General features: G+C 68.3%; 23 protein-coding genes and 1 pseudogene. 11 read left to right on the top strand and 13 right to left on the bottom strand.

Annotated elements, in window-relative coordinates; all coding sequences use genetic code 11:
* The first annotated feature begins 67 nt into the window (after positions 1 to 67).
* The gene (locus tag NL126_RS08310) at positions 68 to 1,204 is read left to right on the top strand and encodes an MBL fold metallo-hydrolase (RefSeq protein ID WP_255198458.1); all 1,137 of its coding nucleotides are present in this window, start codon (positions 68 to 70) and stop codon (positions 1,202 to 1,204) included.
* Positions 1,204 to 1,614: a DUF7988 family protein gene (locus tag NL126_RS08305; RefSeq protein ID WP_255198457.1), complete on the top strand. Its 411-nt coding sequence runs from the start codon at positions 1,204 to 1,206 to the stop codon at positions 1,612 to 1,614. Before NL126_RS08310 ends, NL126_RS08305 begins: the two co-directional genes overlap by 1 nt.
* On the opposite strand, the pseudogene NL126_RS08300 reads toward NL126_RS08305, so the two are convergent.
* From NL126_RS08300 to NL126_RS08285, 4 genes and pseudogenes are all read right to left on the bottom strand, one after another.
* Positions 1,611 to 2,347: pseudogene (locus NL126_RS08300) on the bottom strand (SDR family oxidoreductase). The gene NL126_RS08305 and the pseudogene NL126_RS08300 sit on opposite strands and share 4 nt — an antisense overlap.
* A 42-nt stretch (positions 2,348 to 2,389) precedes the next feature.
* Positions 2,390 to 2,674 carry a HalOD1 output domain-containing protein gene (locus tag NL126_RS08295; protein ID WP_255198456.1) on the bottom strand — a complete coding sequence of 95 codons (285 nt, stop codon included), beginning with the start codon at positions 2,672 to 2,674 and terminating at the stop codon, positions 2,390 to 2,392.
* Positions 2,675 to 2,732: 58 nt separating this feature from the next.
* On the bottom strand, positions 2,733 to 3,389 hold the full coding sequence (locus NL126_RS08290; RefSeq protein ID WP_255198455.1) for a helix-turn-helix domain-containing protein: 657 nt from the start codon (positions 3,387 to 3,389) through the stop codon (positions 2,733 to 2,735).
* Positions 3,390 to 3,440: 51 nt separating this feature from the next.
* On the bottom strand, positions 3,441 to 3,893 hold the full coding sequence (locus NL126_RS08285; protein WP_255198454.1) for a peroxiredoxin: 453 nt from the start codon (positions 3,891 to 3,893) through the stop codon (positions 3,441 to 3,443).
* A gap of 103 nt (positions 3,894 to 3,996) precedes the next feature.
* Here NL126_RS08285 and NL126_RS08280 point away from each other — a divergent pair, with 103 nt between their 5' ends.
* Entirely contained in the window at positions 3,997 to 4,764 is a 768-nt protein-coding gene (locus NL126_RS08280; RefSeq protein ID WP_255198453.1) for an SDR family NAD(P)-dependent oxidoreductase, read from the top strand.
* Here NL126_RS08280 and NL126_RS08275 read toward each other — a convergent pair whose 3' ends face one another.
* From NL126_RS08275 to NL126_RS08255, 5 genes are all read right to left on the bottom strand, one after another.
* Positions 4,765 to 5,325, bottom strand: a complete 561-nt coding sequence (locus NL126_RS08275) for a PaaI family thioesterase (protein WP_255198452.1) — start codon at positions 5,323 to 5,325, stop codon at positions 4,765 to 4,767.
* Positions 5,326 to 5,370: 45 nt separating this feature from the next.
* Positions 5,371 to 5,613, bottom strand: coding sequence for a hypothetical protein (locus NL126_RS08270; RefSeq protein WP_255198451.1), 243 nt, complete (start codon positions 5,611 to 5,613; stop codon positions 5,371 to 5,373).
* Positions 5,614 to 6,441 (bottom strand): M48 family metallopeptidase, encoded by an 828-nt coding sequence (locus tag NL126_RS08265; protein ID WP_255198450.1) that lies wholly within the window; start codon positions 6,439 to 6,441, stop codon positions 5,614 to 5,616.
* Positions 6,442 to 6,512: 71 nt separating this feature from the next.
* The gene (locus NL126_RS08260; RefSeq protein WP_255198448.1) at positions 6,513 to 7,310 is read right to left on the bottom strand and encodes a YqcI/YcgG family protein; all 798 of its coding nucleotides are present in this window, start codon (positions 7,308 to 7,310) and stop codon (positions 6,513 to 6,515) included.
* 47 nt (positions 7,311 to 7,357) lie between these two features.
* A complete protein-coding gene (locus tag NL126_RS08255; RefSeq protein WP_255198447.1) occupies positions 7,358 to 7,831 on the bottom strand; it encodes a hypothetical protein in 474 nt (157 codons plus the stop codon).
* Between the two features lie 285 nt (positions 7,832 to 8,116).
* Here NL126_RS08255 and mutS point away from each other — a divergent pair, with 285 nt between their 5' ends.
* Positions 8,117 to 10,762 carry a DNA mismatch repair protein MutS gene (mutS, locus tag NL126_RS08250; RefSeq protein ID WP_255198446.1) on the top strand — a complete coding sequence of 882 codons (2,646 nt, stop codon included), beginning with the start codon at positions 8,117 to 8,119 and terminating at the stop codon, positions 10,760 to 10,762.
* Positions 10,763 to 10,841: 79 nt separating this feature from the next.
* On the opposite strand, the gene NL126_RS08245 is transcribed toward mutS, so the two are convergent.
* A complete protein-coding gene (locus tag NL126_RS08245) occupies positions 10,842 to 13,085 on the bottom strand; it encodes a CDC48 family AAA ATPase (protein WP_255198445.1) in 2,244 nt (747 codons plus the stop codon).
* A gap of 356 nt (positions 13,086 to 13,441) precedes the next feature.
* Between NL126_RS08245 and NL126_RS08240 the strand changes: the two genes are divergently transcribed.
* Together NL126_RS08240 and NL126_RS08235 are read left to right on the top strand one after the other, a co-directional pair.
* A complete protein-coding gene (locus NL126_RS08240) occupies positions 13,442 to 14,170 on the top strand; it encodes a helix-hairpin-helix domain-containing protein (protein WP_255198444.1) in 729 nt (242 codons plus the stop codon).
* A gap of 65 nt (positions 14,171 to 14,235) precedes the next feature.
* The gene (locus NL126_RS08235; RefSeq protein ID WP_255198443.1) at positions 14,236 to 14,679 is read left to right on the top strand and encodes a hypothetical protein; all 444 of its coding nucleotides are present in this window, start codon (positions 14,236 to 14,238) and stop codon (positions 14,677 to 14,679) included.
* A gap of 4 nt (positions 14,680 to 14,683) precedes the next feature.
* On the opposite strand, the gene NL126_RS08230 is transcribed toward NL126_RS08235, so the two are convergent.
* Entirely contained in the window at positions 14,684 to 15,421 is a 738-nt protein-coding gene (locus tag NL126_RS08230) for a CPBP family intramembrane glutamic endopeptidase (protein ID WP_255198442.1), read from the bottom strand.
* An 86-nt stretch (positions 15,422 to 15,507) separates the two neighbouring features.
* Positions 15,508 to 15,666 (bottom strand): hypothetical protein, encoded by a 159-nt coding sequence (locus tag NL126_RS08225; protein ID WP_255198441.1) that lies wholly within the window; start codon positions 15,664 to 15,666, stop codon positions 15,508 to 15,510.
* A gap of 243 nt (positions 15,667 to 15,909) precedes the next feature.
* Between NL126_RS08225 and NL126_RS08220 the strand changes: the two genes are divergently transcribed.
* Both NL126_RS08220 and mutL read left to right on the top strand, forming a co-directional pair.
* Positions 15,910 to 16,299: an NUDIX hydrolase gene (locus tag NL126_RS08220; RefSeq protein ID WP_255198440.1), complete on the top strand. Its 390-nt coding sequence runs from the start codon at positions 15,910 to 15,912 to the stop codon at positions 16,297 to 16,299.
* Positions 16,296 to 18,278, top strand: coding sequence for a DNA mismatch repair endonuclease MutL (gene mutL / locus NL126_RS08215; protein ID WP_255198439.1), 1,983 nt, complete (start codon positions 16,296 to 16,298; stop codon positions 18,276 to 18,278). The genes NL126_RS08220 and mutL overlap by 4 nt, the downstream gene beginning before the upstream one ends.
* 27 nt (positions 18,279 to 18,305) lie before the next feature.
* On the opposite strand, the gene NL126_RS08210 is transcribed toward mutL, so the two are convergent.
* Positions 18,306 to 19,535, bottom strand: a complete 1,230-nt coding sequence (locus NL126_RS08210; RefSeq protein WP_255198438.1) for an MFS transporter — start codon at positions 19,533 to 19,535, stop codon at positions 18,306 to 18,308.
* Between the two features lie 138 nt (positions 19,536 to 19,673).
* Between NL126_RS08210 and NL126_RS08205 the strand changes: the two genes are divergently transcribed.
* From NL126_RS08205 to NL126_RS08195, 3 genes are all read left to right on the top strand, one after another.
* On the top strand, positions 19,674 to 20,606 hold the full coding sequence (locus tag NL126_RS08205; protein WP_255198437.1) for a PfkB family carbohydrate kinase: 933 nt from the start codon (positions 19,674 to 19,676) through the stop codon (positions 20,604 to 20,606).
* A gap of 203 nt (positions 20,607 to 20,809) precedes the next feature.
* Positions 20,810 to 22,006 (top strand): hypothetical protein, encoded by a 1,197-nt coding sequence (locus NL126_RS08200; RefSeq protein ID WP_255198436.1) that lies wholly within the window; start codon positions 20,810 to 20,812, stop codon positions 22,004 to 22,006.
* A 216-nt stretch (positions 22,007 to 22,222) separates the two neighbouring features.
* Entirely contained in the window at positions 22,223 to 23,437 is a 1,215-nt protein-coding gene (locus tag NL126_RS08195; protein ID WP_255198435.1) for a carboxypeptidase-like regulatory domain-containing protein, read from the top strand.
* The last annotated feature ends 13 nt before the right edge of the window (positions 23,438 to 23,450 follow it).

Genomic DNA, 23,450 nt, shown 5'->3' with positions numbered 1-23,450 from the left:
GGGGCGTTGGGCACGTGTCGGCATAACGATACCCCGAGTTTATTCGCGGCGCTGGCGTACGTCGGGTATGGACTCCCTCTCGCCCGACGCCCTCGCCGAGCGCCTCGAACGAGGCGAGCGCGTCACCCTCCTCGACACGCGCAACCGCGACGAGATCGACGAGTGGCGCATCGACGGGCCGACCGTCGAGCGCGTCGAGGTCCCGTACCCGAAGTTCGTCGCCGCGAGCGTCGCTGGCGACCCGACCGACCTGCTGCCAGACGGGATACCCGAACCGGTCGTCGCCGTCTGCCCGCGGGGGGAGGCGAGCGACGAGGTGGCCGCGATGCTTCGGGAAGGAGGCGTCGACGCCGTCAACCTCGACGGCGGGATGTACGGGTGGGCGCGCGTCTACCGGCGGGTCGAGCTCGAAGCCGACACGGGTGAGGCAACCGTCTACCAGTACCAGCGGCCCTCCTCGGGCTGTCTCGCGTACCTCGTCGTCGCGGCCGACGGGGCGCTCGTGGTCGACCCGCTCCGAGCGTTCGCCGACCGCTACGCCGCGGACGCCGCCGAGTTCGGGGTGCCGCTCGTCGCCGCCGTCGACACGCACGTCCACGCTGACCACGTCAGCGGCCTCCGGGACATCGCGAACGGGACGACCGGCTACATGTCCGAGGCGGCGGTCGAGCGGGGCGCCGCGTTCGGCGTCGAGACGCTCGCTGACGGCGACACCATCCGACTCGGCGACGTGTCGGTCGAGGTGGTCGCCACGCCCGGGCACACGACCGGGATGGTGTCGTTCCGGGTGGGCGACGTGCTGCTCTGCGGTGATACGCTGTTCGTCGACGGCCTCCCCCGCCCCGACTTACAGGGTGGCGACGCGGCCGCCCCCGAGTACGCCCGCGAACTCCACCGCACGCTCACGGAGCGGCTCGGGCGCTTCGGCGACGAAGTCGTCGTCGCCCCCGGTCACTACGGCGAGACGGCCGAACGCGCCGGAGACGGCAGCTACACCGCACCGCTCGGCGACCTCCGCGAGCGGCTGTGGGCGTTCGACGTCTCCGAGGCGGTGTTCACCGAGCGCATCCTCGACCGGATGCCAGCGCAGCCGGCCAACTTCGAGACCATCATCGCGGTGAACCTCGGGCAGGAGGCGGCGGACGACGACGCGGCGTTCGAGCTCGAACTGGGGCCGAACAACTGCGCGGCGGCGGCCGACTGATGGACCCGGTTCGCGACCACCTCCTCGGCGAGCGCCGCGCGTGGGTCGAGCGCGTCCTCGACTGCGCGGACGCCGTGGCCGACTCGTGGCCGGACGAGCGCGTCAGCGACCGCGAGCGAGTCGTCACGCCGTTCCGAGCGGCGCTCGACCGGACAGGGGTACTGGCTGCAGCACCGACCGTGCTCGACGAGTGCGTCACGGCGGCGGGCGGACAGTTGCGTGCCCAGCCGGTCGCGAGTCCGCCGTACGTCGTCGTCACGAGCGAGGGGCTCGTGTTGCGCGCGACGCTCGACGACGGACGACTGGTGGTTCGGGTGCGTGCGTTCGAGGTGGGGCGCGACCCGGTGGGCTACCGACGCGGGGCACAGCCCCCCGAAGATGCGGTGGTCGTCGAGCGCCCCCAGGCTTAGGGGTCGCTCTCGACGAACTTGTCGCGGTTGTAGATGTCGAGTTCGTGGACCATCGACGGCGACTGGCGGGCGACGTAGGCGATGGCCTCGCCCACCTCCTCGGGTTCGACGACCTCGCCGGGGGCGTAGCGGTCCTTGAACTGCTCGCTGTCGACCTCGAACTCCGTGCGGACCGCCGCGGGGTTGACGATGGAGACGGCGACCTCGTCGCCGACCTGCGCCGAGACGCTCTTGGCGAACCCGCGGGTCCAGTATTTGGTGGCGGCGTACACCGGATTGTACGCCCGTGGGGCCTTCCCGGCGAAGCTTCCGAGGTAGACGAGCGTCCCCTCGGCCTCGCGGAGATGCGGGAGGGCCGCGCGCGTCGAATAAAACATCCCGTCGCAGTTGACGGCCATCGTCGTCCGGTACGCCTCGGTGGTCATCTCCTCGATGCTGCTCCCGCGGGCGAGCCCCGCGTTGTTCACGAGGAAGTCGAGCCCGCCGAACCGCTCGACGGTCGTCTCGACGAGTGCGTCGACGGCGTCCTCGTCGGTCAGTCGGTCGGGACGACGGCGACCTCGGCACCGAACTCACCTTCGAGCTCGCCCGCGAGCTCCTGCAGGCGACCGGAGCGCCGGGCGGCGAGTGCGACCTGTGCGCCGTCGCGAGCGAGCGAGTGTGCCGTCGCGGCGCCGATACCCGCGCTGGCGCCGGTGACGATGGCTGCCGTGCCCTCGAGTGGTCCTGACATACCGTGACCCACGGGCCAGGGGGTGAAAACTGCGACTCCGTCTCAGGCCTCGACGAGTCTGACCGCGCCGGAGCCGTCGATCATCACGTCGTAGCCGGAGTAGCTGAACCGGACGGTCGGGGTAGCCCCGTGTCGACCGAGGAGCGCGTCGAGCGCGTCGGGGTCGACCGCGTCGTACAGCGGCGGTAGCGTCTCGCCCGTGGCGGGTGGCTCGCGGTTCGAGGCATCGAGCACAGCGTGGATGACCGCCTCTGAGGGGGATTCGGTGGGTGTCGCGTGGTAGACGTGCGTCTCGTCTGTGCGGAACGCGTTCGATTCGGGGGTCACTGCGATACTCTAGACCGGTCCTCGGGCGAAAGGGCTGGTACGAACCTGACGAAACGTTTTATATACTCTCGTGGGGGAACGCGTTGGCGACGAGGTTCGCCTGTCCACGGCGAAGCCGGGTCGAGAGTGCCTGCGGTGAGACATCGAGTTCGGTGGCCATCGTCTGCAGGTCGGTCCGGCGTGGCACGTCGAAGTAGCCGGCCTCCAGCGCGTGGACGAGTGCCGCTCGCTGGGCCGCCGTGACGCCGAACGCGTCGTCGCTCTCGGTCGCTGCCTCGTCGACGCGGTACAGCCGCGTCAGCTCGAACGGGATGCCGTGGTCGCGGCAGACCCCGCGGTACGCCGTGAGCGCCTCGCGGTCGGGGACCCGCGCACGGACCCACATCCCGCGGTCGGTCACCCGGTGGTCGAGGACGACGATGTCGTGCGCGAGTGCGGCGTCGTACGTCGACGACGCCACGCCGCGTTCCGAGAGCGTCACCCGGTAGAGCCGGCGGTCGCCGAGCGCGGTGAGGAAGCGGTGGCTCCCGACCGTCGGGTCGGTCTCCAGCCCCGCCTCGAACGCGTCGAGGTCGCCGTCGAGTGCCCAGAACACCAGTCGAACCTCGTCGTCGACGGGCCGGATGTCCTCGATGACGAGTTCGGTGTCGGGCGCGGTGGCTAGCGCCGCCTGCAACAGCGGGGACCCGAGCTCCGCCTCGCCGATGAGGCTCATCGGGCGCACTCCAACACCGAGCGTAATGGGCGTTGTGGCCGGGGCGGACGCCTACAGCGCGTCGAGGTCCGCGAGTATCTCGTCGGCGTGGTCCTCCGGGTCGACGCCCTCGTACGCGAGGACGATCTCGCCGTCGCGGACGACGTACGTGTTCCGGTAGACCCCTTCGACGACGTTGCCGAACACGGTCTTCTCGCCGTACGACTCGTAGGCCGACGACACCGCCCCGCCCTCGTCGGAGAGCAGGTCGATGGGCAGGTCGAACTTCTCGGCGAAGTCGGCGAGGTCCTCGACGGGGTCGTCGCTCACGCCGAACACCCGCACGTCGCGGGCCTCGTAGTCGCTCCACGCATCACGGAAGGAGCAGGCCTCCTTCGTACAGCCGGGGGTGTCGGCACGGGGGTAGAAGTAGACGACGACGGTGCCCTCCTCGGGAAGCGAGACGGGCTCGCCGTGCTGGTTCTGCAGGTCGAAGTCGGGCGCGTCGGTGCCGGTGTCGAGCATAGCGGTCGTTGTCGGGGCCAGGACAAAGCGATGTGGGTTCGGGTACCGGGAGAGAGTTTCCAACGTAAGGAGGAATTAAGTATTGTGCTTGGAATGTACACACATGCGACTCGAAGACCGAACGGTGTTCGTCACGGGTGCAGGACAGGGTATCGGGGCGGCGACGGCGAAGCGGTGTGCCGAGGAGGGGGCGTTCGTCGTCGTCGCGGACGTGAACAACGACACCGGCGAGGCCACCGCCGCCGAGATCACCGACGGCGAGTACGCGGGCGACGCGGAGTTCACCGACCTCGACGTGACCGACGGGGAGGCGTTCCACGCAGCGATCGACGCCACCGCCGAGGAGTACGGCCTCGACGTCGTCGTCAACAACGCGGGCGTCGGCCATCCCCCCGCCGACGTCGAGGAAACGGACATGAGCGTCTTCGACTACGTGCTCGACGTGAACGTCCGCGGCGTCTGGAACGGCTGTCACGCCGCGCTCCCCCACCTGAAGGAGCAGGGCCACGGCAACATCGTCAACGTCGGCTCGCTCGCGTCCTTCTATGGCCTGCCGAAGCAGGGCGTCTACTCGCTGACGAAGGGCGCCGTGATGAACTTCACACGGGCCGTCGCCGCCGAAGCCGGCCGTTCTGGAGTTCGGTGTAACGCCGTCTGCCCGGCGTTCACGGACACGCAACTCGGCCGCCAGTTCTTCGAGACCCGCTCGGACCCCGAGAAGGCGAAGGAACTGATGCTGAAGCGGTACCCACTGGGGCGGCTCGCACAGCCCGAGGAGATCGCCGACGCCATCTGCTTCCTCGCGAGCGACGAGGCCTCCTACATCACCGGCGAGGGCCTCACCGTCGACGGCGGATTCTCGACGTCGTAGTCACCGCCCCTCGGCCATCTCGCCGCGGAGCGTGAGACACGTGCTCGTGAGCCGCGCCACCAGACTCCCCTCCTCGTCGGTCACGTCGCACTCGACGAGCGAGACCGTCGAGCCCTCCTTGACGACCTCGGCTTCGGCGGTGAGCATCCCCTCCCACACCGGCTTCAGATACTTCACGTCGAGTTCGAGCGTCGTGAACGACTCGTCGGGATCGAGCGTCATCGAGAACGCGTACCCCATCGCCGCGTCCCCGAGGTCACAGTAGATACCCCCGTGAACCGTCCCCATCGGGTTCGCGTGGCGAGGGCCGGCCTCCAGCTCGATGACGGCGTGGCCGGGTTCGAGCTCGACGACGTCGAAGCCGACGAGCGCGGCGACGGGCGCCGGGACGCCGTTGAGCATCCCTTCGACGAGGTTCCCGTCCTCGATGTACGTCGCTATCGACTCCTGCATCCGGGCCTCCTCGGCGGCGAGTTCCACGAGCCGCCGCTCGGGGTCGTCGAGCGCCTCGTACGTCTCGCGTGGCAGTTCAACGGTGAGTTCGACCGTTTCCTCGGTCATGGGCGCGAGTCACACCCCGGGGACAAAACGGTTCGCGCTCGCGGCTCAAACGAGGCCGAAGACGGTGGCCCCGAAGTAGCCGCCCGCGAGCAGGACGAGGACGCCGATGGCGCGAACCAGGAGCACGAGCCGGGGCGAGTAGCCGTCGTCGCTGCCGTACTCACCGTGGCGGTCGCCGGGGACGCGGCCCGTGAACTGGACGCGCAAGATGCCCTCGGGGGCGACGATCAGCAGCACGCCGAGCCCGACGCCGAGCACCGCGGCAGCGAGCGTCCGGTAGTCGACCATCTACGCGCGGAGCTTCTCGATGCGCTTCTCGACGGGCGGGTGCGTCGACAGCAGCTTCGCGAGCCCGCTGCCGTCACCGAAGATACACAGCGCGTTCACCTGCTCGTCGACGGCCGACTCGCTGGCACGCTGGCTCCCGCTCGAAATCTTCTCCAGCGCGCGAGCCAGCGGGTCGCCGCCGCCGATGGCCTCCTTCGCGTCACTGTCCGCGACGTACTCGCGGTACCGCGAGATAGCGAGGACGAACACCATCACCAGTAACTGGACGAGCTGGCCGACGACGATGGCGAGGAAGAAGTCGGCGAGGTCGTTGTCGCCGGTCAGGAGGACGACCCACTGGGCGACGATGGCGACGATAGAGGCGATCCCCTGCCCGAGCACCATCATCACCACGTCGCGGTTCGCGATGTGCGCGAGTTCGTGCGCGAGGACGCCCTCCAGCTCGTCGTCGTCGAGCAGTCTGAGGAGTTCCTCCGAGACGACGACGACGCCCGCGCCCTTCCGCCCGACGGCGAACGCGTTCGGGACGCCCATGCGCGCGACCTTCAGTTTCGGTTTGTCGATGCCCATCTCCGCCGAGAGTTCTTCGACCTGTCGATGGACACCGGGGAAGCGGTCTTCCGGCATGTCCTCGGCGCCGACGCTCCGGAGGGCGGCCCACTTGCCGACCTTGTACTGGACGCCGACGAACAGGACGCTCCCGACGAGGACGAGTGGGAGGACGCCCGTCCCGAACATGCTCATCAGGACGACCGCCGCCACCGCGTAGAACGCGAAGAGGATGGAGCCGACGACAGCCATCCGTGCTTTCAATCCGAGATGTCTCATGTAACCCGGGGCTACACAAGCAGGACACAAATGTCCGACGGCCGATGCCCGGGCGTCGGAACTCGGAGAAATCAGTCGTCTGCGGCCGCGAATCCCGTCTTCGGGTGGTCGCGCGTGACCGTCATCGGGCACTCGCCCGGGGCCTGCGTCTCGTCCTTCGGGAGCATGTACTGTGGCCACTCGCGGTCACCCTCGACGCCCCAGTCCCCCAGGAGTGGATGCGGCGGGTGGCCGTCGTACGCTTCGAGCCGTTTCTGGATGATCTCGCGAGCCTGTTGTCCAGAGGGGTGGTCGGCCGTCACGTTCAGGTTCTCGAACAGCCGCCGCGGCTGGAACGTGATTTCCAGCCCGACGGGACAGTAGCGCGACTGTCGCTTGCGGTAGAACGGTGCGCGACACGTGGGGAACATCGGGACGCCCGCGTACGAGAACTCCCATTCAGGGTGGTCCGGCTCCGTCGGGATGTGGGCCGGCCACGGCTCCGGGTCGTGGAGGTGGAGGAACTGGAGGACGTGCCAGAGCGTCTCGTGCCACTCGCGCTCCGAAAGGGGGCGTTTGGGGGGCTTGAAGAACGTCACCAGCGACGCGCGGTCGCTGTGGTCCTCGTGGACGTCGAGATACTCCTCGAGGACAGCCCCGAGCTGCAGGAGGTCCTCGCGGAGGTCCAGCGACGGGACGACGGTGTAGAGCGGCTCGCCCGCTCGCACGGATTCCGCACCGAAGAAACACGGGAACGGCTCGCCGTCTCTGGTGCCGGTGAGCCCCTGTTCGAACGTCTCCCAGTGGTCCTGGACCCACCCCGGTGCGGACTCGGCCCGCCGGGCGAACGTCTCCTGGTCCATCAGACTCGTGAGCCCCGGCTCGTTCATACCACTAGTCGGGAGTTCCGGTGTATCTGTGTTGCGTTCCCGGACGCCTACGAGTCCATCGAGAGGCCCTTTCGGGCGGTTTCCAGCCCGCGGTCGAGTATCGACAGCGGCGTCTCGACGGCGAGCGTCGCCATCTCCTCGGCGAACTGGATGCTCCGGACCGGCGTGTAGAGCGTGGCTCCCGTGAGCGTCCGCAGGGGATGCGAAAGCGCCCCTTTCCTGTAGTCGCGGGTGTCGACCGCGACGTGCCGCGCCGGCCGATATCGCGGGTTGTGCCGGTCGAGTTCGAGCGTCCAGTGGTCGTCGTACTCGCGCAGCTGGACGTGCTCGCCGGCGGTGTCCTCGCGGTAGACCGCGATAGCGCCCTTGTGGACCGACCACGGGACGTTCGACCGACGGAGCGGTATCGCGGGCAGTTCGGGCTCGTCGGCCTTCGAGACGCGAACGGTCGTGCCGGGGCCGAGTTCTCTGAGCACTCCCAGTGCCGCCCCCCACGAAGGCACGGTCAACGGCTCACTCATAAGTGTACTTACACGTTCGGACGGGATAAGCACACGCCAGTCCGGCAATATTGCCGGCTAGGAGTGGGTGGTCGATTTGGGCTCGGTGACAGCGCTGATACCATCTCGAAAGCCTCGACGCGCTGCGGTCGGTCAATCAAACGTCCCGGGTGGGACTGAAAGGGGCCGGGGGCTTTCGAGGTGGTTACAATCGCGGTCACGTCCACGATCCGCACTACGGTTTCGAGAGATCAGTTCCACCCCGGACCCAACACACCTTTACCCCCGAACGCCGCAGCCGGGAGTATGACTGCGGAGGGTATCGTCGGCGAGTTCTTCGCGCTGAAGGCGGAGAGTGAGGCGGACGTGCTGGCGATGCAGATGGGCGATTTCTACGAGTTTTTCGGCGAGGATGCACGCACGGTGGGCGAGGAGCTCGACCTGAAGGTCTCCGAGCGCTCCTCGGGTGGGGAGATGTACGAGATGGCCGGGGTGCCGGTCGACGACCTCACTCCCTACCTGAAGGCGCTCGTCGAGCGCGGCTACCGGGTTGCGGTGGCAGACCAGCACGCGGTCGACGGCGGCCACGAACGCCGCATCTCGCGCGTGGTCACCCCGGGAACGCTCGTCGACCCGACGGGCGACGACGCCCAGTACCTCGCGGCCGTCGTTCGCGAGGGCGACAGCTTCGGCCTCGCATTCGTCGACATCACGACGGGGCGATTTCAGGTGACGGAGCTCTCGGGGCCGGACGCAGCTTCCCGCGCGCTGACCGAGCTCTACCGGTTCGCCCCCACCGAACTCCTGCCGGGGCCCGACCTCAGGGGCGACGACGCGTTCCTCGACCGGGTTCGTGAGCGACTCGACACGACGCTCACGCTCCACGCCACCGACGCCTTCGCGCCGGGGCGAGCGACACACACCGTCCGCGAGCAGTTCGGGGTGAATGCCGCTGACAGCGTCGGACTCGGCGAACAGGACCTCGCGGTTCGGGCGGCGGGCGCCGCGCTCTCGTACATCGAGGAAACGGGTGTCGGGGCGCTGGCGTCGGTGACGCGCCTCCAGTCGTACTCGGCGACCGACCACGTCACGCTGGACGCGACGACACAGCGCAACCTCGAACTCACCGAGCCGATGACCGGCCAGGGCGTCTCGCTGTTCTCCACGATCGACCACACTACCACGAGCGCGGGCGGCCGGCTCCTCAAGGAGTGGCTCGGCCGACCGATTCGCCGGCGCGGCGAACTCGAAGCGCGGCAGGCAGCGGTGGGGGCGCTCGCCGCCGACGCCATGTCCCGCGAACGGCTCCGCGATCTCCTCGACGGCGCGTACGACCTCGAACGCCTCGCCTCGCGGGCCGTCTCCGGGAGCCTCGACGCCCACGGGATGCTCCGGGTGCGCGACACGCTCGGGCTCGTGCCGGAGCTCGTCGACGCCGTCGAGTCGAGCCCCCGGCTCGCTGACTCGCCCGTCGCCGAGGCGCTGGCGTCGGTCGACCGGGACGCGCTCGATGCGCTCCACGAGGCGTTGGCGAGCGCGCTCGCCGAGGACCCGCCGAAGACGCTCACCGAGGGCGGGCTGCTGCGCCCGGAGTACGACGAGGACCTCCGAGACCTCGTGGATAGGCACGACGAGGCCGTCGAGTGGATCGACACCCTGGCCGAACGCGAGTCCGAGAAACACGGCATCTCCCGGCTCTCCGTCGACCGGAACAAGACCGACGGCTACTACATCCAGGTGGCGAAATCCGAGCGCGAGAAGGTTCCCGACCACTACGAGGGCATCAAGACGCTCAAGAACAGCGAGCGGTACGTCCACCCCGAACTGGAGGAACGCGAACGCGACATCCTCAGACTCGAAGAGCGACGCGGCGACCTCGAGTACGAGCTGTTCTGCGACCTCCGCGAACAGGTCGCGGACCACGCCACGGCGATGCAGGACGCCGGCCGCGCCGTGGCAGAGCTCGACGTGTACGCCTCGCTCGCGGTCCACGCCGTGCGCAACGACTGGACGAAACCCGAGTTGACGGACGACGACGTGCTCTCGGTCGACGCGGGCCGGCACCCGGTCGTCGAGCAATCGGTCGAGTTCGTCCCGAACGACCTGCATCTCGACCGCGAGCGGCGGTTCCTCGTCGTGACGGGACCGAACATGAGCGGGAAATCCACCTACATGCGGCAGGCAGCCCTGATAACGCTGCTCGCACAGGTCGGGAGCTTCGTCCCCGCCACCCACGCGCGGGTGGGGCTCGTCGACGGCGTCTTTACCCGGGTGGGCGCACTCGACGAACTCGCACAGGGCCGCTCGACGTTCATGGTGGAGATGCAGGAGCTGTCGAACATCCTTCACAGCGCCACCGAGGAGTCGCTCGTCATCCTCGACGAGGTGGGCCGGGGGACGGCGACGTACGACGGCATCAGCATCGCGTGGGCCGCCACGGAGTACCTCTCCGGCGCGCAGTCGAACACGCCGTCGCCGAAGGTGCTGTTCGCCACGCACTATCACGAGTTGGCAGACCTCGCTGACCACATCAACGGCGTCGAGAACATCCACGTCGCCGCAGACGAACGTGACGGGGACGTGACGTTCCTCCGAACGGTCGAAGACGGCCCTGCCGACCGCTCGTACGGGATTCACGTCGCAGACCTCGCTGGCGTTCCCGAGCCGGTCGTCAAGCGTGCTCGTGAGGTACTCCAACGCCTGCGCGACGACGAGGCCATCGACGTGCGAGGGAGCGAGGACGAGACGACCGGCGAATCAAAGCAAGTCGTGTTCGACCTCGGCTCCGGGCAGTTCCGCGGGCAGGCCTCCGCGGACGGGGGAGAGGGTGAGACGCTCGACCCTGTTGCGGAATCCGTGCTGGACGAGTTGCGTGGCGTCGATGTCGAGGGGACCTCACCCGTCGAGTTGCTGTCACAGGTTCAGGAGTGGCAACGACGACTAGACGACTGACCACGGCTCGGCTGGGCAGAGCTGATACTCGGTCCATCGACTCCGACAGACTCGCCACAGGGCCACGGGCGAGGGCCGCTCACTGGAACCCCAACACGGAGCTGTCGACATCGAGGTCCATCGTCCCGCCCAACTCCCCTGCTAGGTCGTCGTAGAACTGCTGCATTTCCTCGGTCACCGATGGCGTCATCTTGGCGAGCGCCCGGTCGAAGTCGTCAGCCGATACGCGCACCGTCGCCGCCCGCTCGTCGATCGTCGCGGAAGAGGCGTCGGGGGGGAACTCCGCGATTGCCGTCTCCATCGCCAGCAGGCTCGCCTCACGAACGATCGCCTCGATGTCGCTGCCGGTGTACCGCTCGGTTCGATCTGCCAATCCCTCAAGGTCGACGTCTTCGTCCAACGGGACGCCCGCGGTGTGGACGCTGAAGATCGCTAGCCGGGACTCCCTGTCCGGCGTCGGTACGTAGAGGATCTTCTCCAAGCGACCAGGGCGCAAGAGCGCCCGGTCGACGATGTCTGGCCGGTTCGTCGCTCCAACGATCAACACGTTTCGGAGGTCCTCAATCCCGTCCAACTCCGTCAGCAATTGTGAGACGACCCGTTCAGTCACCCGCGAGTCCATCGTCCCCCCGCGTTCGGGTGCGAGCGCGTCGAGTTCGTCGAAGAACACGATCGTCGGAGCGTTCTGGCGGGCCCGACGAAACACCTCCCGCACCGCCTTCTCGGACTCACCGACGAACTTGTCGAGCAACTCCGGCCCTTTCACCGACATGAAGTTCACTCCGCTCTCGTTTGCAATCGCCCGCGCCAGCAGCGTCTTACCCGTCCCCGGTGGGCCGTACAGGAGGATTCCTTTCGGCGCCTCCGTGTGGAGTTGTTCGAACAGTTGTGGGTAGCGAAGAGGCCACTCGACCGCGCGAACGAGTTCTTCACGGACGGATTCGAGCCCGCCGATGTCGTCGTACGTCGCGTTGGGCACCTCAACGAACACCTCCCGCATTGCGCTCGGTTGGACCTCTCGGAGCGCCGCGTCGAAGTCGTCGTTCGCGATCTCGATTAGTTCGAGAAGGTCCGGCGAGACGGTCTCCGCTTCCATATCGATGTCCAACTCGACCTGTGCACGCCGGAGTGCAGTCATCGCCGCCTCCTTCGCGAGCCCCTCCAAGTCTGCCCCGACGAACCCGTACGTTCGGTCGGCGATGTCGTCGAGGTCGACAGCCGACGCCAGCGGCATCCCGCGGGTGTGGACTGTCAGGATCTCCAGACGACCGTCACGGTCGGGTGGACCGATCTCGATCTCGCGGTCGAAACGACCACCCCTGCGCAACGCCGTGTCGATCGCGTCCGGCCGGTTCGTTGCGGCGACGACGATCACGTCACCGCGGTCTTCGAGTCCGTCCATCAGCGAGAGTAGTTGGGCGACGACGCGCCGTTCGACCTCACCGGTGACTTCGTCGCGGCTCGGGGCGATAGAGTCGATCTCGTCGATGAAGACGATCGCCGGCGTGTTGCGCGCGGCTTCGTCGAAGATCTCCCGGAGATGTTGCTCGCTCTCGCCATAGTACTTTGATATTATCTCCGGGCCGGAGATCGCGTAGAACTCCGCGTTGACTTCGTTGGCGACGGCCTTCGCGATCAGTGTCTTCCCCGTTCCCGGCGGGCCGTACAACAACACGCCCTTCGGTGGGGCGATTCCGAGCCGGCGGAACAACTCCGGATGTCGAAGCGGGAGTTCGATGATCTCTCTCACCCGGTCGAGTTCCCGATCGAGTCCACCGATGTCCTCGTACGTAACGTCCGGGATTCCGGCACGCTCGCCCCGGAGGTCGTCTTCACCGATTGGTCGGTCCCGAATCGTCAGGTCCGTCTCGTCGGTGACGACGACCGGTCCCGAGGGCGATGTCTTCGTGACGAGGAACACGAACGGCTGGCCAAGCAATCGGAGATGCACCGCGTCCCCTCGGACGACAGGGCGGTCGGTGAGATACCGACCGATGAACTGCTCTGCGCCACGGAGGATGACGTACTGCGGGAGCGCGACGGTGATCGACTCCGCGGCCGTCGCCTCCACGGCGGTCACTTCGGCTGAGTCGTCGATCGCCACTCCAGCGTTCGATCGGACGTTGCCGTCGATTCGGAGAGTCTCGTCCGGATCGCCCTCGTATGCCGGCATCGCCTTCGCGACGGTCCGCCGTCGCCCCGTAATCTGGACGATATCGCCTGGCTCGATCCCGAGTTCAGTCAGTACGGCCGTTCCCAGCCGGGCGATCCCACGCCCTGCATCCTGTGGAGCCAATCCCGAAACGCGGAGTTCGAAACCCATTCGTGATTCACCGCCCAAGAGTACCTCGTTGATTGAAATACGGTTATTTACCGAATGTCGTCGGATACTCAGCAGTTGACATCCTCCCCGCCCTAAAGGGCGGGGCTTTCTCCTTGATTCTCCGTAATCGGCGAGGTTTCCCCATCCGCGCTCGGGGTCGGGCAGGCCATCGCACTCCGAAAACTGGTCTCGACGACCTCCGGGGGACGGACGTGAACGAGACGCCCCCCGTCGAACTCATATCGAAGGTCCAGGAGTGGCAACGGCGACGCGGCGAGGAGTGAGCGGGGCTCTTTAGTAAGCCTGCAACTGCCGGAGAACGAGTAAAGCGGCTGGGCGTGGACACCTCGAGTGCCATGAGTGACAGCGAATCGTCCATGCCGTTCGGCCCGTTGTTCCGCGCACAGCGGACCCTCATCGACCAGACCATCGAGACACAGCGCACGCTCCAGCGGCAGAGCATCGAGTTGACTCGCCGGTCGACGAAGACGCTGTTCGGCGTCCTCCCGGGCACCGGTCGTGCCGCGACGCGGGTCGACGACGCGCTCGACAGCGTCGAGACGACCTCCGACAACCTCCTCGACGAGGTACAAGAGCGCGCCGACACGAGCGTCGACAGCGCCGAGAACGTGGCCGAGACGGCCGCGAACGCGACCGAGGAGACCGCCGACGAGTTCGAGACCGCCGCCAGCGAGACGGCCGACGCTATCGAGGCGGCCGTCGAGGACGTCGAGGACGTGACCGGGGAGGCAGAGGACGACGCCGAGGAGACCGTCCAGGCGACCATCGACGCCGCCGACGAGTCCGTCGAGGCAGCCGAGGCGGCCACGGAGGTGGCCGAAGAGGCCGTCGACGAGGCCGAAGCCGCCGACGAGGAATCCACCGAGGAGCCCGAACCCGAGCCTGAGGGCACCCCCGTCGGGGAACTGAAGGGCATCGGGTCGACCTACTCCACGCGACTCGAGGACGCCGGCTTCGGGACCGTGGAGGCGCTGGCCGCCGCGCCTGTCGCCGAGATCGCCGCGGCCGCACAGGTGGGCGAGGACCGCGCCGCCGAGTGGGTCGAGCGCGCACAGCAGGACTGAGTCCCCAACCGGTTTCGCCTCTGGAGTCCCCAACGGCTATCGGTCCCGGGACCGAAGCGTCGGCCATGGACGACGCCCCGCTGACCGTCGACGAGTTCGTCGAGTACTGTCAGGTACAGGCGGGGCTCCTCTCGGGCCACGTCGAGACGATGCGCGAGGAGGCCGAGCGGCTGCTCGACGAGGTCGACGGGCGGCTGGCCGAGGTGCGGGACCGGCTGGACACCCGCACGACGACCGACGGCACCGAGTCACCCCAGACACCGACCGCAGGCGGTGACGACGCGCTGGCCGACCTCGAGGAGACGCAGGCGGTCGTCGAGGCGAAACAGGCCCGAATGCAGGCGTTCCAGTCGCTCGCCGCGGCGTACACCGAGCTGGCGGCCGACCTCGACGACGTGGCCGACCCGCAGACGGCGCTCGAACGCGTCGTGCAGTTCGAGGCCGACCACGACGCGCCGCTGTACTTCGAGGAACGGACGACGCTGTACGAGTCGGTGAGCGAGGAGTAGTCGATTAGATGGTGAGGAACGCGATGGAGAACAGAATCACGTTGTAGACGGCGTGGGCGACGACGGGGACGACGAGGTTGTCAGTCCGCTCGTAGACGACGCCGAAGACGGCGCCGACCGACGCGATGAGCAGCGACGCGGCGACGATGGGGGCGATGGTACCCGTGTAGTTCGCGAGGTGGAGCGAGCCGAACAGGAGGCTCGCGCCCGCGATGGCCGCGGCAGGGCCGAACGCCCGGCGGAGCCGCCCCTGGACCACACCGCGGAACAGGAACTCCTCGGCGGGCGCGACGATGAGTACCGAGAGCAGCGCCAGCCCGAGCAGCAGCGTCGGGTCGTTCGTGGCGGCGTCCTCGATGACCGACCCCGGAACGAGGTTCAGCAGCGAGAGGACGACCGAGAGCCCGACGGCGAGCGCGAGCGCGGCGAGCAGTCCCCCGGCTGCGTACCCGAGGTCGCGACGCGTCGGCATCGCGATGCGGACCCGGATATCGGCGTAGCGGGCGTAGAGATACGCGACGGCGAGGAAGCCGATCTGGCCCGCGGCGGTGAGCGCGACGAGCACCGAGACGCTCTGAACGTCGAACTCGAGGAGGAACAGCGGGACGGCGAGCGCGACGCCGCCGAGCAGCGAGCCCGCTAGCGCGAGAACGGTGAGCCCGATGGCGACGGCCACCGCGCGTACCGGGCGCGCGGCCGAACCGTCACCGAGACTCGGTTCTATCGGAGTTGTCGTGTCCATCCTACGAGGAGGCGCCGTGGTGGCAAAAACGTTTATCTCGACCGACACGTCGAACCGTGTCGGTGGGCAGTGAGCCGTGGGCCGACTCAGAGCCCAGCACCGGCCATCGCCGTCAGCTGGAGGTGGCCGTTCTCGGTCCCGTACCGCCCCCAGCCGGTCTGCGGCTGCGTGCGAACGTAGCGCCGGTAGGTCCGGAATCGGGTCATCGTGTCCTGTACCGCTTCGTCGTTCAGATATTTACTCATCATCGAGTTAAATTTTGTTCCACGTCGGAATAAGCGTTGCGTGAGAACGGGATTCAGCCCCACGGGCGGTGCTACCGGGGAGATAGGGCGTCGCGCCGACACCTGTATCGAACGGATGCTGCCCGACTCGTCGGCGGTTCGGCGCCACGGTCCGAACGCGGGATTGATACCGCTCCCGGCGAACGGGTAGGCCAATGACCGAACGCCGTTCCACTCGGACCGTCGCCCGTGGAGGTGCCACCCGTGGGTAAGACGTGGCAGGCGGTCGTCTCGCAGAAGGCCGTCGTCGTCGACGCCGACGAGGTGCTCGTCGTCCGCGACGCGAGCGATGGCGACTGGGAGTTCCCCGGCGGCCGCATCGACCGCGGCGAGCGCTCGCTGGCGGCGCTCCACCGCGAAGTTCGCGAAGAGACTGGCCTCGACGTCCAGGTGAAAACGCCGGTGTTCACCGCCGTGAAGAAGCGCAAGAAGAAGCGCGGGAAGTTCTTCGTCTACTACCGCGCGACGACCGACTCGCGGGCCGTGGAGCTCTCCGCAGAGCACGACGACCACCAGTGGCTGCCGCCCGCTGACGCGGCACCACTGCTGAACGACCGCCGGGCGACCGCCCTCGACCGCGCGACCGACCAATGACCGACATCCGACAGCTCGACCAGGCGACCATCGACCGCATCGCCGCCGGGGAGGTGGTCGAGCGACCCGCCTCCGTGGTGAAGGAGCTCGTCGAGAACAGCATCGACGCCGACGCCTCGCGGGTCGCCGTCACGGTCGATGCGGGTGGAACGGAGCGCATCGAGGTCCGGGACGACGGCGCGGGGATGACCGAGGAGGAGGTCCGGCTCTCGGTGAAAGAGCACACCACCTCCAAGATCGGCGACATCGACGACCTCGAAGCCGGGGTCGCCACCCTCGGCTTCCGTGGCGAGGCGCTCCACGCCATCGGCGCCGTCTCGAAACTCACCGTCCGCACCCGGAAGCAGGGAACGAAGCAGGGAACCGAACTCACCGTCGAGGGCGGCGAGGTGGTCGACGTCTCGCCCGCCGGCTGCCCGGAAGGGACGACCATCGAGGTCGCAGACCTCTTCTACAACGTTCCCGCCCGCCGGAAGTACCTGAAGGCCGAGGCGACCGAGTTCTCACACGTCAACAGCGTCGTCTCGGGCTACGCGCTCGCCAACCCCGACGTGGCCGTCTCGCTCACGCACGGCGACCGCGAGACGTTCTCGACCGAGGGCCGGGGCGACCGCCGGTCGGCGGTAATGGCCGTCTACGGCCGCGAGGTGGCAGCGAACATGGTTCTCGTCGAGGGAACCGACGAGGACGGCCCGCTTGACGGCGTCTCGGGGCTCGTCAGCCACCCAGAGACGAACCGCTCGACCCGGGAGTACGTCAACACCTTCGTCAACGGTCGGTGGGTCACGGCAACGGCGGTCAGGGACGCCGTCGTCGAGGCGTACGGCCGCCAGCTCGCTTCCGACCGCTTCCCGTTCGCCGTGCTCGCGCTGGACGTCGACCCCGGAACGGTCGACGTGAACGTCCACCCACGAAAACTGGAAGTCCGGTTCGCCGACGAGGACGGGATGCGCAGACAGGTCCGCGACGCGGTCGAATCGGCGCTGCTCTCCGAGGGCCTGATTCGCACCTCTGCCCCCCGGGGGCGGTCGAAGGCCGCACAGACCGAAATCGCACCCGAGCGAGCGGACAGGAGTGGGTCCGAGGCGAGCGAACCGTCCGATACGCCCGATGCCAGCACAGGGCTCGCGCGTCGACCCGAAACGGACCCCGAGCGCGATACCAACACAGGCGGTGCGCCCGCGTGGGCGACGACGGACACCGAGACGGCCGAGCGCGCGTCCGAGCCGGGCAACGAAGCGGATTCCAGTCCCGGCGAGCCCGGCGTCGAACGGATTTCGACCGGAAACGAAGGGGTTCGCGACCGTCGCGACCGGAAGTTCCGTGAGCGACCGGCGCAGGCGACGTTCGACGGCTCGAACCCGGACGACCACGCGTTCGACACCCTGCCGTCGATGCGCGTCCTCGGGCAGCTCCACGACACCTACGTCGTCGCGGAGACCGACGACGGCCTCGTCCTCGTCGACCAGCACGCCGCCGACGAGCGGGTGAACTTCGAACGCTTGCGAGAACGGTTCGCCCGCGAGGTGACGACGCAGGCGCTCGCGGAGCCCGTGGACCTCGAACTCACCGCGAAGGAGGCTGCCCTCGCGGAGGCCGCCGCGGAGACGCTGTCGCAGTTGGGGTTCCACGCGAGCCTCGTCGACGACCGGACGCTCCGGGTGACGACGGTGCCGGCACTGCTGGCCGACGAAGCCGGCCCCGAACTCGTCCGTGATCTGGTGGCGGATTTCGCCGACGGCGACCCCGACCGCACCGTCGAGCAGGCCGCCGACGAACTCCTGGGCGATTTGGCGTGCTATCCCTCGATAAAGGGCAACGAGTCGCTCACCGAGGGGACCGTCACGGACCTCCTCCGGGCGCTCGACGCCTGCGAAAACCCCTACGCCTGTCCCCACGGGCGGCCGGTCGTCATCGAACTCGGGACGAGCGAGATAGAGGAACGGTTCGAGCGCGACTATCCGGGGCACGGGAGCTAGGTCCCGACAAGCCCGCAAATCGGACGCTCAGTCCGACGGCGTGGTCGGTGCGGCACCGCCGGTCGTCGCGTCCCCCGCCTGCCGAACCGGTGTGACAGCGAGCCAGAGGAGCGCTGCCACGGCGGCCGTGGTGACCCCCGCACCTGCGAGAAACGCGACGGGTCCCGTAGCCTCGGCGACGATTCCCCCGATGACGTCGAGGCCCGCGGCGAACAGCGAGAGCGCCATCGAGACACCCGACAACACCGTCGCCCGTCCCACGTCGCCCAGCCGGTCGTTGAGATACTGGTTGCGTAGCGGACGCGTCGACGCGGACAGCGCCCGGTTGAAGAACAGCGCCGGGAGCAGGGCAGGGGGCCAGACGATGACGGCGGCGAACACTAGGCCAACGAACGGTGCGGCGAGTCCGAACACCCCTCGTGCACCGAGCCGGTCCTGAAGCCAGCCGGCAGCCGAGGCCGCGCCCGCCGAGACGAGCTTGAAGCCGGCGTACAGCAGCCCCAGGCTCGCGACGGGGACGCCGACGGCCCGGACCGCGGGCTGCTCGAACGCGAGCCCGAGCTGGAACAGCCCGTAGAAGAGTGCGACGTAGGCGACGAACCACCGGAGGGCCGGTCGGTCGACCTGTAGCCGGAGCAGCCGGAACGCATCACGGACGGTGAAGCGGTCCGCGTCGTCGTCGGCCTCGACGTCCATATCCCCGGCGGCTGGCAGCGTCGCTAGCAGCGGCACGCCGAGCGCGGCCAGCGCAGCGTTGACGAGGAACGGCAGCGCCCAGTTGACGGTGAACAGGACGCCGCCGCTGACCGCGGCCCCGGCGGAGACCAGCAACCGAACCGTGGTCGCACGGCCGCTGATGTGGGCGAACTGGTCGCCCGCCTCGTGCGAGTCGAGCAGCTGATACAGCCACGCCGATGCGGTGCCCGAACGGAACGTGGTTCCCGTGGCCCAGAGGGCGTTCACGAGGGCGTACTCGGCGGGGGTGTGGAGGAGCGTCCACCCCACCAGCGACGCCGCCATCAGGGCGTTTCCGACGGCCAGACTCGTCCGTCGACCGACGCGGTCGCCCAGGTAGCCGGTCGGGATCTCGGCGACCAGCATCGCGACGAGGTACGCCGCCATGACGGCGCCGACGGCGTCGAGCCCGAAGCCTCTGACCTCGACGAGAACCAGGGTGCTGACCGGGAGGTAGAACCCGATCGACGTCGTGGCGTAGTACGCGTAGTACCGGCGAACGACGACGCTCGGCACCGACATACTGCTACTCGAGTCCTCACGGGTAATGTCGGTTTTCTGAATGGAGATTTGGTAATCGAGCCGATACATCTGCGGCGTGGCGTTCCCGACAGGCGACCGCCACCTAGGACTAAACCCCCCCAGCCCCCACCCACGGACATGCTCATCACGTTCGGCGCGACGGCGCTCCGGCTGTCGCCCCCCGCCGGTGACCGGCTGGAGACCGCAGGGCAGTTCGACGCCCACGCCACCGGCCCCGAGAGCGACGCCGCGGTCGCCGCCCGGCGCACGGGCATCGAGACGGCGCACGCGACGGTCCTCCCGGACAGCCCACTGGGGCGACGAGTCGCCAACGAACTCCGGGCCCACGATCTCGACGTCCGCGTGACGTGGACCGAGGGACGACAGGGGCTCGCGTTCTACGAACACGGCGCGGGCGTCCGGGAACCCGTCTGGCTCGACGACCGGACGTCCGCCGCGTTCGACGACATCGAGATGGGCGCGCTCCCGCTGGATGCCGTTCGCGAGGCCGACTGCGTCTACTTCACAGGCGCGACGCCGGGCTACTCGACCCCAGCTGCGGAGGCCGCCGCCCGGTTCGTCCGCGCCGCCCGCGAGGGGGACGGACTCACCGCCTTCGGGCTGGAGTACCGGGCCGAACAGTGGAGCCCCGAGGACGCGAAAGAGACCCTGAGCGGCTACTTTCCGGCGGTCGACGTGTTCGTCGCCCGCGAGCGCGACGTGGAGACGGTACTCGGGCGCGACGGCCAGCCGAGTCAGGTCGCTCACGCGCTCGCCCACGAGCACGGCTTCGAGACGGTCGTACTCGTCCGCGACCGGACGACTGTGGCGTGGCACGACTCGACGCTGTACGAGTTTTCCGTCGTCGACAGCGACGCCGTCGACCCCACGGGCGCGGTCGCCGCCTGTACCGGCGCGTTCCTCGCCCGCCTCCTCGACGGCGCGGATACCGAGACTGCGCTCAGATACGGCACCGCAGCCCACGCGCTGGCTCGCACCGTCGACGGTCCCCTCGCCACCTTCTCGCGGAGCGAACTGGACCGCGCGGCCGAGGCTATCGAGGGGCGCTGAGCCGTCGAATCACGGCTGTACGGAAACCAGACAAAAAAAAAAGACCGGGAACACACGGGTCCAGCCCCTCGAACGACCCCGGGTGCCAGATTCGCGAGTCGAGAATCGCTGAAATGGCCGATACCGCCCGTTCAAGAGTGTGAGACGCACAGGCACGATGGCCACGAGACTTATACGAGACGCTCGTTTGTGGCCCGACTGCGATGAACATCAAAGCACTCGCGGCGGCGCTGCTGCTCGTCGTGTCGGCCGTCGGGCCGGCGACAGCGGCGGCGACCGGCGCCACACAGAACGCGAAGGCGTACAGCGAGACGTACGTAGCGTTCGAGACGAAGGGTGACGCGATCGCAGACTACAGCGTCAACGGGGAGACGGTCGTCGATTCCGTCGCGGTGCAGTCGACCAGCGAGGCGGAATCGAGCGGTGGGCTCGCCGCCGGCGCTGACCTGACGGCGGTGACGAACTTCGACGCCGCGGGCCTGAGCCTCGAATCGAGCGCGACGACCTCGACGCACGCGACGGTGACCGCCGAGAGCGGCGCCACCATCGAGGCGAACGACAACGACCGCGGTATCATGGTCGTCTCGGCCGGCGAGAGCAGCCAGTACGTGAGCGCGAACCTCACGTCCGACGCCGAGGCCCAGCAGTCGGGCGAGAGCCGCGTCGTCGTCCAGAAGGCCGACGGCGAGACGGGGACCTTCATCGTCGTCGGTGACGGTGACGTGACCGTCAACGAGCAGGGCAACGTCTCCGCGGAGCTGCAGCAGGGCTCGAAGCTCGTCTACCGGCAGTACGGCGACGAGCGCTCCGACAGCGAGAAGAAGCAGGAGGAGCTCATCGCCGAGGGGACGGCGACCGCCGAGGTGTACTACCAGCAGGCAGACTCGTCGAGCGAGGACGGCACGCAGCGGACCGCGAACGTCGTCCAGTACGGCGAGGACACGACGGTCGAGGTGACCGAGCAGTCGAAGAACCAGGTCAACATGACCGTCGAGCGCGCCGAGAGCCAGGGGAAGGTCGTCATCGTGAGCGTCTCCGACGCGGCGATGGAGAACGCCGAGAACGCCCAGGTGTACGTCGACGGCAAGGCCGCAGTGCAGGCCTCCTCGTACTCCGAGGTGCAGTCGGCGGCGAACGGCGGCGAGACCTCGAAGTTCCTCGTCCAGTCGTCGTCGAGCGCGGAGGCCTCCTCGGACGTCGTGGTCGGCATCAACCACTTCTCCGAGCGGCAGATGTCGGTCCAGTCCGGCGACGGTGACGGGTCGAGCGGCAGCGACGGCGGCGACGGTGGCGATGGCAGCAGTGACGACACCGCCACCGAGGGCACCGGCCCCGGCTTCGGTGCCATCGCGGCCATCGCGGCCTTCGGCGCGGCGCTGTTCGCCCGCACCCGGCTGTAACGCGCGACACTACCGATTTCGTCGGCGAGTTTCTTCGCGGCTCGACGTATCGACCAGCCGTGGCATTCACCTACGCCGTCGAGCCAGAGGTCGATAGCGGACCAATCAACACCCCAACGAACCCGGAATTATCGACGCCCAGCACCGGGATGCGGTCATCAAACTTGCATCGAAAAGGGCCAACAAACTAAATACAGGGCCGGCAACTGTACGGGTATGCGACGGCAACTCCTCCTCGTAACAGTGATGCTCGTATCGGTGGTCGCTGGTGCCGCCCCAGCCGCCGGGCAGGAGACCGTGACACTCACCGTCTCGGTCGTGTCCGACAGCGGGACGCCCATCGGCGGGGCGACCATCGATGCGACGTGGGACGACGGCTCGGCGACCGCGACGACCGCGGGCAACGGGAAGGCGTTCATCGACGTACCTCGCGGCGCCGACGTCGAACTGTCCGCCGAGAGCGACGACTTCATCCGGAACCGCCCGCTCGTCGTCGAGAACGCCGAGAGCGGGGAGGTGACGCTCGAAGTCGTCAGGAAGGGCCAGTACGCGGTGCGCATCACCGACACCGACGGCCCGGTGTCGAACGTGCAGGTGAGTCTGAGCCGCGGCGGCACCACCATCGTCGAGGGGCGGACGAACGACAACGGCGAGTTCACCTCGCCGATCGTCGAGCAGGGCGAGTACGTGCTCGCGGCGTTCAAGAGCGGCTACTTCCGGAACGTCACCCGTGTCGAAGTCCAGGAGAACACCTCGGAGAAGCTGTCGATGCGCCGCGGCACCGTCGACGTACAGTTCCGCGTCCGTGACGACCACTTCGAGCCGCCACAGACGCTGACCGGCGCACAGGTCAACGTCGACGGTGTCGGCACCCAGCGTACGACCGGCGGGGCCGTCACGTTCACCCTCCCGGTGAACACCCGCTACCAGGTGAGCGCGACGAAAGACGGGTACGTGACGAACCAGACGGCGTTCTTCATCGGCACGAACCCGGGCACCCAGACGCTCACCATCCAGCGTGAGCCGAACCTCACCGTCGTCCCTTCGAACGAGCGGGTCGTCGTCGGCGAGCGGCTCACCGTCGAGGTGACGAACGCCTACAGCGAGCCCGTGAGCAACGCGAGCGTGCTCGTCGACGGCGAGCAGGTGGCCATGACCGACGACGAGGGGGTCGCCCGCGCCGTCATCGAGACCGAAGGTGAACACGAGGTCACCGCACAGCTCGACGGCGTGACCAGCGCGGCCATCGTGGTCGAGGGCATCGCGGTCGACGACTCGACGCCGACGGCCACGGCGACCGCCACCGCGACCACGACCGGCACGCCCGAGCCCGGTCCGCAGGTCCCGCTGCCGGGCTTCACGCCCGTGACCGTCGTGCTGGCGCTGCTGGCACTCGCGTTCGTCGCGCTGCTCGGTCGCCGGTTCCGCTGAGCACCCAGCGTTT

The sequence above is a fragment of the Halorarius litoreus genome (genome assembly GCF_024362405.1).
Classification (GTDB): domain Archaea; phylum Halobacteriota; class Halobacteria; order Halobacteriales; family Haloarculaceae; genus Halorarius; species Halorarius litoreus.
Note: the sequence above shows the minus strand (reverse complement) of the source record. Positions and strands in the feature narration are given on the sequence as shown.